The sequence below is a fragment of the Microbacterium zouquanmingi genome (genome assembly GCF_052266695.1).
Lineage (GTDB): Bacteria > Actinomycetota > Actinomycetes > Actinomycetales > Microbacteriaceae > Microbacterium.
Genome location: NZ_JBQPQZ010000001.1, coordinates 627,405 through 643,852 on the forward strand (window position 1 = coordinate 627,405; position 16,448 = coordinate 643,852).

16 protein-coding genes are annotated in these 16,448 nt (G+C 66.7%); 11 read left to right on the forward strand and 5 right to left on the reverse strand.

Annotated elements, in window-relative coordinates; all coding sequences use genetic code 11:
* Nucleotides 1–4 precede the first annotated feature (4 nt).
* From ACTU6U_RS02875 to ACTU6U_RS02895, 5 genes are read left to right on the forward strand one after another with little or no spacing between them, the layout of a single operon-like run.
* Nucleotides 5–415, forward strand: a complete 411-nt coding sequence (locus ACTU6U_RS02875) for a sarcosine oxidase subunit delta (protein ID WP_443467642.1) — start codon at nucleotides 5–7, stop codon at nucleotides 413–415.
* Nucleotides 412–3,345, forward strand: a complete 2,934-nt coding sequence (locus tag ACTU6U_RS02880) for a 2Fe-2S iron-sulfur cluster-binding protein (RefSeq protein ID WP_443467643.1) — start codon at nucleotides 412–414, stop codon at nucleotides 3,343–3,345. The genes ACTU6U_RS02875 and ACTU6U_RS02880 overlap by 4 nt, the downstream gene beginning before the upstream one ends.
* Nucleotides 3,338–3,964 (forward strand): sarcosine oxidase subunit gamma, encoded by a 627-nt coding sequence (locus ACTU6U_RS02885; protein WP_443467644.1) that lies wholly within the window; start codon nucleotides 3,338–3,340, stop codon nucleotides 3,962–3,964. The genes ACTU6U_RS02880 and ACTU6U_RS02885 overlap by 8 nt, the downstream gene beginning before the upstream one ends.
* 27 nt (nucleotides 3,965–3,991) lie before the next feature.
* Nucleotides 3,992–4,699 carry an NADPH-dependent F420 reductase gene (locus ACTU6U_RS02890; RefSeq protein ID WP_443467645.1) on the forward strand — a complete coding sequence of 236 codons (708 nt, stop codon included), beginning with the start codon at nucleotides 3,992–3,994 and terminating at the stop codon, nucleotides 4,697–4,699.
* Nucleotides 4,696–5,874: an MFS transporter gene (locus tag ACTU6U_RS02895; RefSeq protein ID WP_443467646.1), complete on the forward strand. Its 1,179-nt coding sequence runs from the start codon at nucleotides 4,696–4,698 to the stop codon at nucleotides 5,872–5,874. The genes ACTU6U_RS02890 and ACTU6U_RS02895 overlap by 4 nt, the downstream gene beginning before the upstream one ends.
* A 51-nt stretch (nucleotides 5,875–5,925) precedes the next feature.
* Here ACTU6U_RS02895 and ACTU6U_RS02900 read toward each other — a convergent pair whose 3' ends face one another.
* The 4 genes from ACTU6U_RS02900 to ACTU6U_RS02915 form a co-directional block, all read right to left on the reverse strand.
* Complete coding sequence (locus ACTU6U_RS02900) at nucleotides 5,926–6,843, reverse strand: glycine betaine ABC transporter substrate-binding protein (RefSeq protein ID WP_443467647.1); 918 nt, start codon at nucleotides 6,841–6,843, stop codon at nucleotides 5,926–5,928.
* A gap of 39 nt (nucleotides 6,844–6,882) precedes the next feature.
* A complete protein-coding gene (locus ACTU6U_RS02905) occupies nucleotides 6,883–7,839 on the reverse strand; it encodes an ABC transporter permease (protein ID WP_443467648.1) in 957 nt (318 codons plus the stop codon).
* Nucleotides 7,840–7,842: 3 nt separating this feature from the next.
* The gene (locus ACTU6U_RS02910) at nucleotides 7,843–8,964 is read right to left on the reverse strand and encodes a quaternary amine ABC transporter ATP-binding protein (protein ID WP_443467649.1); all 1,122 of its coding nucleotides are present in this window, start codon (nucleotides 8,962–8,964) and stop codon (nucleotides 7,843–7,845) included.
* Between the two features lie 225 nt (nucleotides 8,965–9,189).
* Complete coding sequence (locus ACTU6U_RS02915) at nucleotides 9,190–9,639, reverse strand: nuclear transport factor 2 family protein (RefSeq protein WP_443467650.1); 450 nt, start codon at nucleotides 9,637–9,639, stop codon at nucleotides 9,190–9,192.
* Between the two features lie 131 nt (nucleotides 9,640–9,770).
* Between ACTU6U_RS02915 and ACTU6U_RS02920 the strand changes: the two genes are divergently transcribed.
* The 4 genes from ACTU6U_RS02920 to ACTU6U_RS02935 all read left to right on the forward strand — a co-directional run bounded on the left by ACTU6U_RS02920 (nucleotide 9,771) and on the right by ACTU6U_RS02935 (nucleotide 13,268).
* Entirely contained in the window at nucleotides 9,771–10,544 is a 774-nt protein-coding gene (locus tag ACTU6U_RS02920) for an SDR family NAD(P)-dependent oxidoreductase (protein WP_443467651.1), read from the forward strand.
* Between the two features lie 99 nt (nucleotides 10,545–10,643).
* Entirely contained in the window at nucleotides 10,644–11,147 is a 504-nt protein-coding gene (locus ACTU6U_RS02925; protein ID WP_443467640.1) for a type II 3-dehydroquinate dehydratase, read from the forward strand.
* Nucleotides 11,144–12,313: an NAD(P)/FAD-dependent oxidoreductase gene (locus ACTU6U_RS02930; RefSeq protein WP_443467652.1), complete on the forward strand. Its 1,170-nt coding sequence runs from the start codon at nucleotides 11,144–11,146 to the stop codon at nucleotides 12,311–12,313. The genes ACTU6U_RS02925 and ACTU6U_RS02930 overlap by 4 nt, the downstream gene beginning before the upstream one ends.
* Nucleotides 12,314–12,323: 10 nt before the next feature.
* Nucleotides 12,324–13,268 (forward strand): fumarylacetoacetate hydrolase family protein, encoded by a 945-nt coding sequence (locus ACTU6U_RS02935; protein WP_443467653.1) that lies wholly within the window; start codon nucleotides 12,324–12,326, stop codon nucleotides 13,266–13,268.
* 65 nt (nucleotides 13,269–13,333) lie between these two features.
* Here ACTU6U_RS02935 and ACTU6U_RS02940 read toward each other — a convergent pair whose 3' ends face one another.
* Nucleotides 13,334–14,554 (reverse strand): M24 family metallopeptidase, encoded by a 1,221-nt coding sequence (locus ACTU6U_RS02940; RefSeq protein WP_443467654.1) that lies wholly within the window; start codon nucleotides 14,552–14,554, stop codon nucleotides 13,334–13,336.
* Nucleotides 14,555–14,715: 161 nt separating this feature from the next.
* On the opposite strand from ACTU6U_RS02940, the gene ACTU6U_RS02945 reads away from it, so the two are divergent.
* Together ACTU6U_RS02945 and ACTU6U_RS02950 are read left to right on the forward strand one after the other, a co-directional pair.
* Nucleotides 14,716–15,594 carry a bifunctional methylenetetrahydrofolate dehydrogenase/methenyltetrahydrofolate cyclohydrolase gene (locus ACTU6U_RS02945; RefSeq protein ID WP_443467655.1) on the forward strand — a complete coding sequence of 293 codons (879 nt, stop codon included), beginning with the start codon at nucleotides 14,716–14,718 and terminating at the stop codon, nucleotides 15,592–15,594.
* A 34-nt stretch (nucleotides 15,595–15,628) separates the two neighbouring features.
* Nucleotides 15,629–16,405 (forward strand): SDR family NAD(P)-dependent oxidoreductase, encoded by a 777-nt coding sequence (locus ACTU6U_RS02950; RefSeq protein ID WP_443467656.1) that lies wholly within the window; start codon nucleotides 15,629–15,631, stop codon nucleotides 16,403–16,405.
* The last annotated feature ends 43 nt before the right edge of the window (nucleotides 16,406–16,448 follow it).

Sequence of the window (16,448 nt, forward strand, 5' to 3'; positions counted from 1 at the left end):
CGCCATGCTGCTGATCCCCTGCATTTACTGCGGTCCGCGCGACGAGACCGAGTTCCACTACGGCGGCCAGGCCGGTGTCCCTTACCCCGAGAATCCCGATGAACTGTCCGACGCCGAGTGGGCGCAGTACCTGTTCTACCGGGACAATCCCAAGGGTCTGTTCGACGAGCGCTGGCTGCACCGCACGGGGTGTCGTCAGTGGTTCAACGTCACCCGCGACACCGTCACCTACGAGATCTTGGATGCTTACCCTGTCGGCACGCAGCGTCCGCATCGGACCTCGCCGACGGCCACGGCCGAGACCGGAACGGCGAGCACGGCACCCGACAGCACAGCGGTGGGCTCCGCAGCCCCCGATCCGACCGGCACCACCGACGCGCTCGCCGACATCTCTCGGCAGGAGGAGAACCGATGACCTCGCAGCCGAACCGTCTTCCATCCGGCGGGCGTATCGATCGCACCGCCTCGATCCGTTTCCACGTGAACGGCGAGGAACTCGCCGGCCTCGAGGGAGACACGGTCGCATCCGCCCTCCTCGCCAACGGGCGAGCACGGGTCGGCTCGTCGCTGTACGAGTCGCGCCCGCGCGGGATCATGGCGGCGGGCGTCGAAGAGGCGAACGCACTCATCCGCATCGCGTCGCGCAGAACAGGCCACGCATCTGAGTCCATGCTTCCCGCAACGACGGTCGAACTCGTCGACGGCATGGAAATCGAACTCCTGGAGGGACTCGGACGCCTCGATCCCTCGCCCGACGGCGCCGAATACGACAAGGTGACGGCGCACACAGAGGTCCTCGTCATCGGCGGCGGCCCCGCAGGCCTCGCAGCCGCGCGCGAGGCGATCACACGTGGCGAGCGCGTCATCCTCATCGACGACCAGCGCGAGCTCGGCGGCAGCCTGCTGGCTTCGTCCGCACGCCCCGGCAGCGGCGACACGATCGACGGCCTGCCGGCCGTGCAATGGGCGGCGAAAGTCGCCTCCGAACTGGCCGCCGCACCAGAGTGCACCGTGCTGCTCCGGACGACCGCGTTCGGCTCCTTCGATTCCAACTACATCGTCGCGGTGGAGAACCGCACCGATCACCTCTCGGAAGCCACGCCGGACGGCATCTCCCGCCAGCGTGTCTGGCACATCCGCGCACGGCAGGTCGTGCTCGCGCCCGGCGCCCACGAGCGTCCTCTCGTCTTCCAGAACAATGATCGGCCGGGGATCATGCTCGCGTCGGCGGTGAGAACCTACCTCAACCGCTACGCGGTCGCCGCCGGTGAGACCTTCGTCGTCGCCACCACGAACGACAGCGCCTATGCTCTCGCGTCCGACCTCCACGCTGCTGGCCTCTCCGTGCAGGTCGTCGACGCACGCGAACATCCGTCGCGCGTCGCCACCGCCGCGCTCGAACAGGGCATGAGCGTCACGCTGGGCTCCGCTGTCACCGACACCACCGCCGACGCAGATGGACGCCTCGCCCGCGTCACCGTGCAAAGGGTCGACGGAGACGGCGAGCTCATCGGCGAGATCGACCGGATCGATTGCGACGTTCTCGCCGTGTCCGGCGGATGGAGCCCCGTCATCCATCTGCACAGCCAACGACAGGGAAAGATCACCTGGGACGACGAGCTCGCCGCCTTCCGGCCCGTGCCGACCGTGCGTGGTCAGCATGTGATCGGGAGCGCCCGAGGCAGCTTCGCGCTCGTCGACTGCATCGATGAGGGCACCCGTGCCGGCGCGTTCGCTGCCGACGCGGCGCGCGGCGCGGAGGCCGCCGAGCTCGAACTCCCTGCTCCCCGCGCCATCGCACCGACGCGCCAGCTCTGGGTCGTTCCCGGCGACGGCGAGCCCGGAGAATGGCACGAGCATTACGTGGATCTGCAGCGAGACCAGTCGGTCGCCGATGTGCTTCGGGCGACAGGCGCCGGTATGCGCTCCGTCGAGCACGTGAAGCGCTACACGTCGATCAGCACCGCCAACGACCAGGGCCGTACCTCTGGTGTCGCCGTGATCGGCGTCATCGCTGCTGCTCTCCGTCGGATCGACGGCGAACTGCGCGGCATCGGCGACATCGGAACGACGACCTACCGTGCCCCGTACACGCCCGTCGCCTTCGCGGCACTCGCCGGGCGACAGCGCGGAACGCTGTTCGACCCCGCTCGAGTGACATCGATCCACCCGTGGCATGTCGAGCACGGCGCGCGCTTCGAGGACGTGGGCCAGTGGAAACGTCCCTGGTACTTCCCCCGAGGGGGAGAGAGCATTCACGACGCGGTGCAGCGCGAGTGCATCGCGGTTCGCACCTCGGTCGGGTTCCAGGACGCCAGTACGCTCGGCAAGATCGAGGTACGCGGGACGGATGCGGGAGAGTTCCTCAACCGCGTTTACACCAACGCCTTCAAAAAGCTGGCCCCCGGTTCCGCGCGCTACGGCGTCATGTGCCGAGCGGACGGCATGATCTTCGATGACGGCGTCACGCTGCGCCTCGACGACGATCGCTACCTCATGACCACCACCACCGGCGGGGCGGCAGGAGTCATGGAATGGCTCGAGGGGTGGCTGCAGACGGAATGGCCCGACCTCGACGTGCACCTCACGTCCGTGACGGAGCAGTGGAGCACCATCGCCGTCGTGGGACCTCGTTCGCGCGACGTCATCTCGGCAATAGCCCCCGAGCTGGCCGCGGACGGGGGGATGAGCGCGGAGTCGTTCCCGTTCATGACGTTCCGCGAGACGACCCTGTCGACGGGAGTGCAGGCGCGCATCTGCCGCATCTCGTTCTCCGGCGAGCTGGCCTACGAGGTCAACGTCCCCACGTGGCACGGGCTGCGCACCTGGGAAGCGATCGCCGAAGCAGGCGCCCAGTATGGCATCACCCCGTACGGCACGGAGGCACTGCACGTGCTTCGCGCCGAGAAGGGCTACCCGATCGTCGGGCAGGACACCGACGGCACGGTCACGCCCCAGGACGCGGGAATGGAATGGATCGTCTCGAAGACTAAGGACTTCATCGGGAAGCGCTCGTACTCCCGCGCCGACACCGCGCGCACCGACCGCCACCACCTCATCAGCGTGCTTCCCGTCGATCCTGACGTCGTCGTCCCCGAAGGCAGTCAGCTCGTCGCGCAGGGTGCCAACATCGATGCCTCGACGGGTTCGATACCGATGGACGGATTCGTCACCTCGAGCTACCTGTCCGCCGCGCTGGGACGATCCTTCGGGCTCGCCCTGGTGAAGAGCGGCAGGGAGCGAATCGGCGAGACGCTGTCGGCTGTGGTCGGCGACCGCCTGGTCGACGTCGTCCTCGGAGAGACCGTACTGTTCGACCCGGAAGGCAGCCGCAAAGATGGTTGAGTCCACCCGCTCCCCCGCCGCAGCGACCGCTCGGATCAGTCCCGCGGGACACCTCGCTGTAGCCCTCGATGCCGGCTCCGTGCCCGGTGTCGTGGAAGTGCGCGAAGAGCCGTTCCTGACCATGATCGGCGTACGCGTCACGCCGCGCTCGGCAGCCGCAGAGCGCATCGCCGCCGTCGCCGCGTCACTCCCGGAACACAGCGGCGAGACGTCTGAGGCGGGCAGCGTGAGCGTGCTCTGGCTCGGGCCGCAGGAGTTCCTCGTGGTCGCATCTCCCGAGCACCACCGCGAGGCGGGCGGCACTCTCGAGCTCGACCTGCTCGCAGCGCTCGGAGCCGATCCCGGTCAGATCGTGGACCTGTCAGCGAACCGCACCACGTTCGAGCTGATCGGGAGACATGCCGTCTCCGTGCTGCGCAAGGGCTGTGGACTCGATCTGCATCCGAGATTCTTCGCTGTCGGCGCGGCCGTGCCGACCGAGGTCGGCGGGGTCGCCGTCATCCTGTGGCGCACCGCCGAGATGACCTACCGGATCATGCCGCGGGCGTCTTTCTCGGAGTTCACCGTCGAATGGCTGCTGGATGCGATGCGCGAATTCGGCTCACCGTCCACGATCTAACATCGCACGAACGAACGGAGAACAGCTATGACCACTCTCGGAATCATCGGCACAGGCCAGATCGGCAGCGCTGTCGCACGGCTGGCCGTCGCGGCCGGGGTCCCCATTGTCGTGGCCAATTCACGCGGCCCCCACACGCTCGGCCCGCTCATCGACGAGCTCGGCTCGGGCGCCACGGCGGGGTCGGTCGAAGAGGCCTCGGCGCAGGATATCGTCGTCCTCGCCATCCCGTTCACCGAGCATGACGCGATCGACTCCGCACACCTGCGCAGCAAGACGCTGATCGACCCGACGAACTACTATCCATATCGCGACGGACGCATCGCCGAGCTCGACGCGAACGGCATCGCCGCGAGCGAGCTGGTACAGCGCTCCTATCCGGACGCGCATGTCGTCAAGGCCTTCAGCAACATCAACGCACCGCACATCCCCCAACTGGCCCGACCCAACGGATCCCCCGAGCGGACCACGCTCCCCGTGGCGAGCGACAGCGCCTCGGCGGCGATCGAGGCGATCGACCTGCTCGACCGTCTGGGTTTCGACGGCCTGCACACCGGTCGACTCGCCGACAGTTGGCGATTCGAGCCGGAGGCCGCGGCATACACGAAGATCTACCTCGAAGATGCCTCCGTCGAGGATGAGATGACGGCCCGCGCCGCTCCCGCAGATGAGGCGACGGTGCGCGCCGCCTTGGCGCGGGCGACCAGAGTGGACGTCTCGCAGCGCACCGTATGACCGCGGGAGAGCCGTTGTGGACGCGTGACTACGTGCTGGCCACGGTTCTCAATCTTTTCGTCGCGGCCATCTTCTACGAATTGGTCACGACGACGGCGCTCTACGCGATCGACCGGTTCGACGCGTCCGACGCCGCTGCGGGCACCGTAGCCGGCGCCTTCATGATCGGTGCGGTCACGGGACGGCTCGTCAGCGGGAAGCTCCTCGACACCATCGGCCGCCGGCGAGCACTGCTGTGCGGCCTCGGCGCGTGCATCGTCCTGCCGTTGCTCTGCGGGCAGGTCGGCGAACTGTGGATACTCGTACTCCTGAGAGCACTGCACGGCGCGGCTTTCGGTCTGGCCAGCACGGCCGTCTCCACGATCGCGCTCACATTGGTCCCCGCTCACCGACGCGGCGAAGGAGCCGGCTATTTCGGGCTTGCTCCGGTGCTCGCGTCCGCCGTCGGAGCCGCGTCGGGCAACGTGCTGATCCATGCAATCGGATACTCCGCGCTCTTCGCGGCGAATTCCGTCTTCGCAGCGATCGGGCTGGTCATCGCGCTCGCGCTCCGCATCCGGGAGCATGCTCCGACCGAGGAGCAGCGGCGCCTCGCGCGACGGTGGAGCCCGCTGACCCTCGTAGACGGCCCCGCGGCCTCCCGTTCGCTCATCGTCTTCGTCGCAGCCATCGGCCTGTCGACCGTGCTCGCCTTCCTCAACGTGCAGGCAGCGGCTCAGGGCGCGGCGGAACCGGCCGGCGTCTACTTCGCCGCTTACGCGGTCGTCGCGATCATCGCTCGCCTCGTCATCGGGAAGGCGCTCGATCGTCTCGGTGAACGGGTGATCGTGCCGCCGCTGCTGGCTTCGCTCGCGGCCGGACTGGCAGTGCTGGCGCTGCCGATGACGACGGTCACCCTGATCCTCTCGGCCGGTCTCGTCGGAGTCGGCTTCGGCGCACTCTTCCCCTCGGTGCACGCCGCGGTGTTCTCGGCCTCCCCACCGCATCGGGCGGCGTTGGCGACGTCGACCTTCTATCTCGTCGGTGACGCGGGCATCGGCATCGGCCCCCTGCTCGCAGGAGCTCTCGTGCCCTGGCTCGGTTTCGATGGACTCTATGTCCTGTTGGCCGCAGTCACTGCCGGTGCGATCATCCCCTGGTTGCTCAGGACCCGCCCGCGGACGGACCCGCAATAGAGAAGGACCCGACCCCGCAGGATGCGGGACCGGGTCCTTCAGTCAGATGCGTCAGCCCTTGAGCGCCGCTTCCATCTGCGTGAGGATCTCCGGGTTCTCCTCGAGCCAGGATGCGACAGCCTCCTGCTCCTGGCCGGCCTCGAACTCCTGATAAACGGCGTTGTCGAGGGTGTTGAACTGGTCCTCGTCCAGCACGAGGTCCTTCATCATCGCCGCGACCTCAGGGTGGGAGTCGGCGAAGCCCTTCGTCGCGACCATGTCGAGAGTGTAGGGATCACCGTATGCCTTCTCCGGGTCCTCCAGCTTGCGCAGGTCGAACGTCGAGTTCGCCCACCACGGCGACCAGGCGGTCACCACGATCGGCTTCTCCGCGTCGTGCGCCTCCTTAAGTGCCGCGAGCATCGCGGCGGTCGACGACGTCTGCACCTGGTAGGTCGACTCGAGGCCGTAGGCGGGAAGAGTCACGTCCTTCGCGGTCGACACCACGCCTGCTCCCGGCTCGATGCTGGTGATCGTGCCGTTGAGCTCTCCGGCCGCTGCGGAGAGGTCCTCGATCGACTGCACGTCCGTCATGTAGTCGGGCACGGCCAGATAGATAGATGCATCCTCATAGTACGAGCCGACGATCTCGAGATCGTCCTTGTACTCGTCCCAGTACTGCTTGTGGATCGTCGACGGCGACGTAGAGAAGACATCCACGTCGCCCTCGCTGGCGGCGACGTACATGGTGGCGATCTCGCTGAGCTCCTTGATGTCGACCGTGTACCCCTCCTGCTCCAGGACGTACTTGTACAGGTTCGCGATGTCGGTCATGTCGTTCCAGCCCGACACGACTCCCAGGGTGATGGACTTGTCGCCCTCGCCGTCGCCCGAGCCGCTGTCATCGGCTGGGCCGCTGCAGCCGGCGAGCACGAGTGCGGCAACGCCGGCGACGGCGAGCGCGGTGAACTTGCGCGAGGTGGTGCTCATCTCTTCTCCTTCATTGAATTCGGATAGGTCGGGTTCGCCCTATCCGCCGACTTTCTCGAACTTGGCCGCGGTCGCCGTGGCGTCCGACGCCTCCGTCGATGCGAGCGTCTCCCGCTTCGCGATCGCGCGGCGCCAGAACTTCGACTTCGAAAGACTCGTTCCCGCTCCGAACGACGCGGTGACGCGATCGAGATAGATCGCGAGGATCACGACAGACAGGCCCGCCTCGAAGCCGAGTCCGATGTTCAGCGTGGCGATGGCGGAGGTGACCTGTCCACCGAGGCCACCGGCGCCGACGAGGCCGGCAATGACCGCCATCGACAGGGACATCATGATCACCTGATTCACACCGGCCATGATCGCCGGTGTCGCGAGGGGCAGCTGCACGCCGAAGAGCGTCTGCCGGGGCGTGGCTCCGAACGCCTCCGAAGCTTCGACGACCTCCGAATCCACCGATCGCAGACCAAGCTCGGTCAAGCGCACACCGGGTGGCAGCGCGAAGATGATGGTAGCGACGACGCCGGGCACGATTCCGATGCCGAACAGCGTGACGACGGGCACGAGCCAGACGAATCCCGGCATCGTCTGCATGAAGTCGAGGATCGGACGAATGATCGCACTCGCGGTGCGACTGCGGGCGGCGAGGATGCCGAGAGGCACGGAGATCAGGATCGCGACGAGCGCGGCCACCAGAACGAGAGCCAGGGTCTGCATCGAGGCGTCCCACTGGCCCATGCTGATGATGAGCAGTAAGCCGACGAAGCCGAGGATCGAGAACTTCCATCCGCGTGTCGCGAGAGCGATTAGCCCGAAGAGCAGGGCGAGGATGAGAGCGTCCGGACCGGTGAGCACGGCGATGAAGCCGTCGAGGATGCCTCCGATGAGATCGCTGATCGTGTCGAAGGCCGCGCCTAGGTTGTCGTTGAGCCAGTCGAACAGGCCCTCGAACATGTCACCGACCGGGATGCGGGGAATGGAGATGTCCGCGGAGATCATGGCTCACACGCCTTTCTGCGAGATCGGCTCCGGCAGGTCTGCGGGAGTCGTCTGATCGGTGCGCTTATTGCGGCGCCAGCGCGACGAGCGCACCACGGGAATCGCACCGGTCTGACTGAGCGCGGCGATCACGGACGTGTGGGTGAGCTCTCCCACGCGGTTCCCCCCCTCGTCGACGACGGTGAGGGCTCCCTCCGTACTCGCACTGAGGTCGAAGAGATCACTGAGCCGCGATGTCGCCGACACGGTGTGCATGTCGTCGCCGCTCCCGCCCTCGTCGCCTGTCGGTGTCATGACCTGCCCTGCGGTCAGGACGCGGGCACGATCGACGTCGCGCACGAATTGCCGCACGTAGTCACTCGCGGGGGCGTTGAGGATCTCTTCTGCCGTGCCGATCTGGTCGATGCGGCCGTCGCGCATCATGGCGATCCGATCGCCGAGGCGCATGGCCTCATTGAGGTCGTGCGTGATGAAGAGGATGGTCTTGTCGAGTTTCTGCTGCAGCTCGATGAGTTGGTCCTGCATCTCGCGCTTGATGAGGGGGTCGAGCGCGCTGAACGACTCGTCCATCAGCATGATGTTCGTCCCCGTCGCCAGCGCTCGAGCGAGGCCCACGCGTTGGCGCATGCCTCCGGACAGCTGCCCGGGCATGGAGGACTCCCAGCCGCCGAGGCCCACCATCTTCAGAGCCTCGTTCGCGCGGACCTGACGCTCATCCTTGTTCAGCCCCTGCACCTTCAGACCGTACGCCGCGTTCTCCCCGACGGTTCGATGCGGGAAAAGGGCGAAGTGCTGGAAGACCATGCTGACCTTCTCGCGACGCATGCGCCGCAGGGGCTGCCCCTTCATTCCGACGACGTCTTCGCCGTAGACCTTCAGGGAACCCGCTGTGGGGTCGACGAGACCGTTGACCATGCGGATCAGAGTGGACTTGCCCGAGCCGGACAACCCCATGACGACGAAGACCTCGCCCTCCTGCACGGTGAACGAGGCGTCGATCACCGCAGCGGTAATCCCCTCGTCTCGCAGCTCCTCGCGCGTCGCTCCCGCCTCGATTCGTCCGACCGCGGCATCCGCCTTCTTACCGAAGATCTTGTAGGCGCCGCTCGCCTCGATCGCCGACATCAGAATTCACCCACCCCGGGCTGTCGCGATGAAGATCTGCCTTCTCGTCGAGTCCGCGTACGTCGTTGCATCAGGGCTCCTACTGATAGTGGGGTCGGGTTGGCGTCCGGCAGAGCCGGCGTCCATCTCCACCCGTAGTACCGATGTGTCTTGGCGATCAACAATATGCACAATCGATATTCTCGTCAAGAGCCTTGACTGCTCACGGGAACACCAGCGCAGGGATCACAGGAACGTGCAGTCGAGCTGAGCGTCCAGCTTCGACATGCGCCAGCGGCCGTCCTCTTCTTTGATCATATCCGCGCGGTACCACCCGGCACTGGAGATAACCATCCCGCTCGGCTGGGCGGAGGTGATCAGCACATAGCAGTGCATGATCGCTGAGATGGTCGTCTGATCCTCGAAGCGGAAGGTGTGGAGAGTGTGTCGGCCTTGGGCATTCTTGGCGGCTCGCGATGCCCGGAGTTCGGCGACAATCGCATCGCGGCCGGTCGAGGGACCCCACTTCTGATCGGCGCCGACGACCCGCCCACCGGACGTGGCATCCGAGGTGAAGGTGTCGGCGAGCATTTCGAAATCATCCTCATCGAACCCCCACCCGTAGTTCGATAGCGTCTGCTGCATGGCCAGCTGGTCGTATGCGCGAACGGCGAGGACCGATTCTTCGATTGTCATGATGTTGCCTTCCGATCGGTGCGGCGACTCAGGAGAGAGCCACCGAGAGACGACGCTAGCGAGAGAGCACTTGCCACACAATATCGATTGTGCATATTCTCGCGTTAACACACTTCACGGAGGAGAAACCGATGGCCGCACTCATTCTCGAAGGCAAGACCGCGCTCATAACCGGAGCGGCGTCCGGCATGGGCCGTGCGACGGTCGTGGCAATGCTGGATGCCGGAGCAGCCGTCGTCGCCGCCGATGTCACCGAAGCCGGACTGGCAACACTCCCCGAGAGCCCCCGGCTGATCACCACGATTTGCGACGTGACCGACATCGTCGGCGCAGCTGCGGCGGTCGATCTCGCGGAGAGCACGTACGGGGCTCTCGACATCCTCGCCAATGCGGCCGGCATCTGCCTCGAAGAGCCGTTCGGCGGCGTCGATGTTGTGTGGCAGCGCACAATGAACATCAATCTCAACGGCACGGTCAACATGTGCCGCGCAGCGATTCCCGCCCTCAAGCGAGCCGGAGGAGGATCCATCATCAACTGGGGTTCGATCAACTCCTTCGTCGCTACACCGGAACTCTCCGCCTACTCGATCAGCAAGGCGGCGGTGCACATGCTCAGCCAGTCGCTGGCCGTCGAGTTCGCCGCCGACGGCATCCGGGCCAACACCGTATGTCCTGGGCACACGGCCACGCCGATGATGGACCGGGTCGCACGCACGTATCCGAGCCAGGCCGCTTGGCACCAGGTCGTATCGGCGATCCAGCCGCTCGGACTGGGAACCCCCGAGTCGGTCGCGGACGTGGTCGTCTTCCTGGGCTCGGACGCCTCCCGCATCATGACCGGCTCCGCCGTCATGACCGACGGCGGGCAAGCCGCCCGGTCCGCGTCGGTCGCACCGCCCTCCTGACCTTGCATACGCCTTCATCGCCCCGGAAGGCATTGTAGAAAATATCGATTGTGCATATTCTTGTGGTGTTGTTCCACTCATCTGACGAAGGAGTACCCGATGGCCCTGCGTGAATCGGCCCGCACCCTGAAGTTCGCGTTCGTGAACGGACCCAACATGGGTCAGCTCGGAAAGCGCAACCCCGGCCTGTTCGGCCCGGTGACCTCCCTCGACGCGCTCAACGCGATGGTCGACGAGTTCGCCGCCGACATCAACGTCGAGATCGTGCACTTCCAGTCCGACATCGAAGGGGAGATCCTCCACTTCATCCACGAGACCACCGGCACCGTGGACGGCTTCCTCATCAACCCCGCCGGCCTCACCTACTTCGGCCAGGCCACCCGCGACGCCCTCACCGACACCGGCGCCCCCTACATGGAAGTCCACTTCGCGAACCTCTCCACCTGGAAGCACAGCGTCGACCCCGGCCGCGACGTCGGATCGATCTTCAGCCACACCGCCGTCGGCATCTACGAAGGCATGCGCCACTACGGCTACTTCGCCGCCGTCCTCTCCCTCGCCCTCGCCATCGACGACACCAGCTTCCTCGGAGCCGACAAGTGAGCACTGCGCCACGCAGGGCGATCGTCGTCGGAGCCGGCATCGTCGGCGTCATGGTCGCCGAGAGGCTCGCCGCCGCGGGGGCTTCGGTGACTGTGGTGGACGCGGGGAAAGTCGCCGGCGGCACGACCGGCATTACGTTCTCTCAGGCGAACGCCAGCTACTCGGGCTATTGGAACTACTTCGATCTGCGCTGGGCCGGAATGCGCGCCTACGAACGCATGGGCCGGGAGGGCAATGCGCCCTGGTGGCACAACGTGGGAACGTTGAACGTCGCGCGGACGGGCGACGACTTCGCCGCACAGGATGTGCATGTCGAGCGTCTGGCCGCCATGGGCTACCCGGCCGAGCGTCTCGTCGGAGACGCGACCGCTGTGGAACCCGCGTTCGCCAGCTTCGCGTCGGAGCGCATCTATCACTTCCCGGGCGAAGGCTGGGTGGATGCTCCCGCGATGACGCGCGACTTCGCTGACCGCGCCACGCATGGCGGGGTGCAGTTCCGCACGAACGACGCCGTCGTCGAGATCCACCGCACGGGAGCGACGGTCACGGGCGTGCGCCTCGCCTCCGGCGCCCGACTCGACAGCGATGAGCTGATCGTCTGCGGCGGGCGCTGGACCGACGAGATCTTGCGTCTCACCGGTGAGGATTCGCGCTTCGTCGCGATCGACGAGGCCGCCGGCACGCCCGTTCCGGGACTGCTGGTCGTCACCGAGCCCGTCGAGGGTTCCGTGCGGCAGGTCGCGTCGGTCGATGACATCAGCTACCGCCCGCACAACGGAGGCCGCACGATGGTGTGGTCGCCGACCGAGGACTACCAGGTCGGAGCACAGGGAGGGCTCGATGTCGACCCCGGCGTCGCCGACCGGATCGCCCGCGAGCTCCTGGAGCGCTCAGCCGAGTTCGTCCCCGCGCTGCGCTCCACGCGCATGGAGCGGGCACGTGTGACAGCCCGCGCCATGCCCGTCGACGGCTCCCCGATCGTCGGACGCCCCTTCGGCCTCGACGGGTGCTACGTGGCGCTGGCACATGCCGCCGTCACGATCGCACCGGCTCTCGCCGACCTCGTGGTCTCCGAGACCCTCCATGGTCACGACGAGGAGAGCCTCGCCAGATTCCGCCCCGATCGCATCGACGCGGCCGCCACATCCATCCTCACCACTGATTAGGGAGAACATCATGACATCCGAGTACACCACGGAGGTTGCCGAGCACTCGCTCGTGACCTGGCGCACAAGCGCCGGGGACGAGTTCTCGCCGGGCTTCGTCCACGACGGCGCCGTGTGGCCGATCGCCGATGTCGCGGGTATCGACGGCGACGTGATCGCCGCCGCCGTTCTCGCGAACGACGCCGGCATTGACGAGCTCGTCTCCCGCGTGACCGGCAGTGGCGGAAGCACCGTCTCGCTCGCGGATGTCGAGCTCGGCCCACCGGTGCTGCGTCCGAGCAAGATCCTCTGCCTGGGCCTGAACTACAAGGCGCACGCCGACGGCGCCGGCTTCGACGTGCCTCCCGTTCCCGTCTTCTTCGCGAAGTTCCAGAATGGCCTCGTGGGCGCCGACGCCGATGTCATCCTCCCCCGCTCCGACGACAAGGTCGACTATGAGGGCGAACTGGCTGTCGTGATCGGTCGTCGCACCAAGCACGTCTCCCGCGAGGATGCTCTGGACTACGTGGCTGGCTACGCCGTCTTCAACGACGTCTCCGCCCGCGATCTGCAGCTGGCGACGAGCCAGTGGACGCACGGCAAGGGCGTCGACACTTTCGCGCCGATGGGACCGGGTCTCGTTCCGGCGGCTCTCATCCCGGATCCGCAGAACCTCCAGCTCACGACGAAGCTCAACGATGACGTCAAGCAGAGCGACACGACTGCCAGCATGGTGTTCTCCGTCGCCCAGACGATCGAGTTCATCAGCGAGGTCATGACGCTCGAACCGGGCGACATCATCGCGACCGGCACTCCCGCCGGTGTGGTCTTCGAGCAGCAGCAGCAGCGCTGGCTCGTCGACGGCGACGTCATGGCCGTCACCATCGAAGGACTCGGCACTCTGCGCAACCCCACCGTCAGCGAGGCCACGGCCGCGCAGAGCGATCGCGCAGGCGCCACCTCATCGGCTGCCTGACCCACTGACCGACGAAGCGGCCCCCGGAATCTGAACTCCGGGGGCCGCTTCCTGCGTGAACGCGATCAGGGCGCGAGCAGTCTCTCATCGGCCGGCGCGAACGAGATGAGTTCGGGTGCGCCGTCGGTCACGATGATCTGCTCCTCGTACTTGACTCCGAAGGCCCCGCCGACGCGACCCATGTAGCCCTCCACGCTCAGCACCATCCCCGCTTCGAGCACGCCCTCGTGGTTGTCTCCGAGCACGACGACCGGGAACTCATCGACCGCACCGCACCCGTGCGCGATGAAGGGGTACCTCTGTGACCGGTACTCCTGAGGCATGCGCGCCCCGAGAAGCTCTCCCAGCTCCTGGAAGCTGCGGCCCGCCGTGAACTCCGGGATGCTCTCGTGGACAAAGTGGTAGGACGCCTGATACACGTCGCGCTGCTCGGCCGTCGGGGCGATGTCTCCGACCAGGTACGACCTCGAGATGTCGGTGAGGTAGCCGTAGGGGCCGACGAGGTCGGTGTCGAACCCGACGATCTCGCCGTTCTGCACGATCCGATCGGAGGCCTCTTGCATCCAGGGATTCGTCCTGGGGCCCGATGTCAGAAGCCGCGCCTCGGCGTACAGCGCACCGTGTGCGAACGTCTGACGCGCCAGTTCCGCCCACAGCTCGTTCTCGGTGCGCCCGGGAACCAGTGCGGGGAGAAAAGCGTCCACTGCGATGTCGACGAGTCGAGCATTGTCCCGATGGATGTCGAGTTCGAGGGGCGTCTTGACGGCGCGTGCCGTCTCCATCGCGGGAGAGGCGTTCACGATGGTGATGCCTCGACGCTGGAGCTCGAGGAACACGACGGCGTTGGCACGATCGACGCCGAGCGGCTCGCCGAGCAGACCTCGGGTCGAGAGCTCCGCGTACACCTCGTCCATGGCGATCTTCGCATCCTCGGTGCTGCCCGGGCCTGATCCGAAGTACCCGAATCCGTGCGCCGGCCTCATGTCGCCGGCCCATCGACTGCGCGTGATGCGCATCTCGTCGAAGCTCTCCCAGAGAATGGGCTCGTCCTCGGCGAAGACCAGCGCCCAGCGGAACGAGTCGTGCAGGTTGAAGACGACGGATTGACCGTCGCACGTGGCGTACCGGACGTTCGCCGGATCGAACAGCAGAGCTGCAGCGATACCGGCCTTGCGTAGGCCCGCTCGAGCGCTCGCGAGCCGCTGGGCGTTCAGGGCATCGAGGTCCACCGCCTTCGCGAGGTGCCGACCGGTCGCGGGCTGCGTGGCGTCTTCGAGGTGCGTCATCTTCACTCCTTCTCTGTCTGAGTCCGCACGTGACTCCCATCGACATCGGACTGGGTGCGCGCGGACCGGCGTGTTACTCTGATGCCAGAATATGCACAATCGATATTTCTGACAATGGGGATCGGTGCTTTCGCGCCATCTCCGTGCGAGGAGGCACTCGGATGACTTCACGAACACTCGACGGCAAGTCGGCGGCCGCCGAGATCCGCGCCGAGCTGACGGAGCGGGTCGCCGCGCTGAAGGCCAGGGGGATCACGCCCGGCATCGCCACCGTGCTCGTCGGCGCCGACCCCGCATCCCAGCTTTATGTGGGCATGAAGCACCGGCAGTCCGAGGCGATCGGGATGAACTCGATCCAGCGCGAGCTGCCCGCCGACGCCACGCAGGCCGACGTCGAGGCGCTGATCGACGAGCTCAACGCCGACCCGGCCTGCCACGGCTACATCGTGCAGCTGCCGTTGCCGAAGCACATCGACACGGATGCGATCCTCGAACGGATCGACCCCGCGAAGGATGCCGACGGCCTGCACCCGACCAACCTCGGGCGGCTCGTGCTGAACGTGAACGCACCGATCCACACGCCGCTGCCGTGCACGCCGCGCGGTGTGATCGAGCTGCTGCTGCGAGGCGGCTACGACCTCAAGGGCAAGCACGTGGTCGTCGTCGGCCGCGGTGTCACCATCGGCCGCTCGATCGGACTGCTGCTCACACGGCGCGACCTGAACGCGACGGTCACGCTCACGCACACCGGCACCGTCGACATGCCGCGCTACCTGCGTGAGGCCGACGTCATCGTCGCGGCGGCGGGCGTCAAGCACCTCATCCGCGCCGAAGACGTCAAGCCCGGCGCGGCCGTGCTCGACGTCGGCGTCACACGGGAGACCGACCCCGAGACCGGCAAGAGCCTGGTCTTCGGCGACGTGCACCCCGACGTGGCCGAGATCGCCGGCTACCTCTCCCCGAACCCGGGCGGTGTCGGTCCGATGACCGTCGCACTGCTCATGACCAACGTGGTCGAGGCGGCCGAGCGCCTCGCCTGACGGCATCCGCACGCTCGAAGAGAGGAAAGCAGATATGACATACGACCTCACCGGCAAGACCGCGATCGTCACAGGGGCGACGTCGGGAATGGGCACGGCAGCGGCCCTGGCGCTCCGCGACGCCGGAGCGAACGTCATCGCCGGCGGGCGCAACCCGGATGCCCTGGTGACCCTGCCCACCGGCGCCGGCTTCACCGCCATGCGCGTCGATGTCACTCGCAAGGACGACGTCGCCGCTTTCGTCGAGCGGGCCGTCGTCGAGTACGGCGGCCTCGACATCGTCTTCAACGTCGCCGGCATCGCGACGGAGGGTTCCTTCGACGACGAGAACGTCTGGGACGAGACGCTCGACGTCAACTTCCACGGCGTCGTCAACGTCTGCCGCGCCGCCCTCCCCGCCCTCCGGACGCGCGGCGGAGGATCAATCGTCAACTGGGCGTCGACCAACTCCTTCGAGACCGCGCCACAGTTCTCCGCCTACAGCGTGAGCAAGGCGGCCGTGCTCGCGCTGAGCCAGGCGCTGGCCATCGACTACGCCGGCGACGGTATCCGTGTGCACGCGCTGTGCCCTGGCTACGTCGATACCCCGTTGCTTGATCGCCACGCGCAGCACTATGCGAGCCGTGAGGCGTGGCTCTCCAGCGTCGCGGCCGCCCAGCCGCTCGGGATGGCCTCACCGGAGTCGATCGCCGACGTCGCGGTCTTCCTAGCGTCGGACGCGTCTCGGATCATGACCGGTTCCGCCGTCTTGGCCGACGGCGGATGGCTCGCGCGCGCCGCATCCGTCGCGCCGCCCGCGGCGCGGAACTGACTAATGCGAGCGCGATCGATCCGGCATCCTCCGACAGGAATGA

Excerpts from the sequence above, each read along its gene's own strand:
- ACTU6U_RS02905 (WP_443467648.1), bottom strand. The coding sequence starts at position 7,839 with ATGATCTCCGCGGACATCTCCATTCCCCGCATCCCGGTCGGTGACATG.
- ACTU6U_RS02900 (WP_443467647.1), bottom strand. The coding sequence starts at position 6,843 with ATGAGCACCACCTCGCGCAAGTTCACCGCGCTCGCCGTCGCCGGCGTT.
- ACTU6U_RS02940 (WP_443467654.1), bottom strand. The coding sequence starts at position 14,554 with ATGACGCACCTCGAAGACGCCACGCAGCCCGCGACCGGTCGGCACCTC.
- ACTU6U_RS02950 (WP_443467656.1), top strand. The coding sequence starts at position 15,629 with ATGACATACGACCTCACCGGCAAGACCGCGATCGTCACAGGGGCGACG.
- ACTU6U_RS02875 (WP_443467642.1), top strand. The coding sequence starts at position 5 with ATGCTGCTGATCCCCTGCATTTACTGCGGTCCGCGCGACGAGACCGAG.
- ACTU6U_RS02945 (WP_443467655.1), top strand. The coding sequence starts at position 14,716 with ATGACTTCACGAACACTCGACGGCAAGTCGGCGGCCGCCGAGATCCGC.
- ACTU6U_RS02880 (WP_443467643.1), top strand. The coding sequence starts at position 412 with ATGACCTCGCAGCCGAACCGTCTTCCATCCGGCGGGCGTATCGATCGC.
- ACTU6U_RS02925 (WP_443467640.1), top strand. The coding sequence starts at position 10,644 with ATGGCCCTGCGTGAATCGGCCCGCACCCTGAAGTTCGCGTTCGTGAAC.
- ACTU6U_RS02890 (WP_443467645.1), top strand. The coding sequence starts at position 3,992 with ATGACCACTCTCGGAATCATCGGCACAGGCCAGATCGGCAGCGCTGTC.
- ACTU6U_RS02920 (WP_443467651.1), top strand. The coding sequence starts at position 9,771 with ATGGCCGCACTCATTCTCGAAGGCAAGACCGCGCTCATAACCGGAGCG.
- ACTU6U_RS02910 (WP_443467649.1), bottom strand. The coding sequence starts at position 8,964 with ATGTCGGCGATCGAGGCGAGCGGCGCCTACAAGATCTTCGGTAAGAAG.
- ACTU6U_RS02915 (WP_443467650.1), bottom strand. The coding sequence starts at position 9,639 with ATGACAATCGAAGAATCGGTCCTCGCCGTTCGCGCATACGACCAGCTG.
- ACTU6U_RS02895 (WP_443467646.1), top strand. The coding sequence starts at position 4,696 with ATGACCGCGGGAGAGCCGTTGTGGACGCGTGACTACGTGCTGGCCACG.
- ACTU6U_RS02885 (WP_443467644.1), top strand. The coding sequence starts at position 3,338 with ATGGTTGAGTCCACCCGCTCCCCCGCCGCAGCGACCGCTCGGATCAGT.
- ACTU6U_RS02935 (WP_443467653.1), top strand. The coding sequence starts at position 12,324 with ATGACATCCGAGTACACCACGGAGGTTGCCGAGCACTCGCTCGTGACC.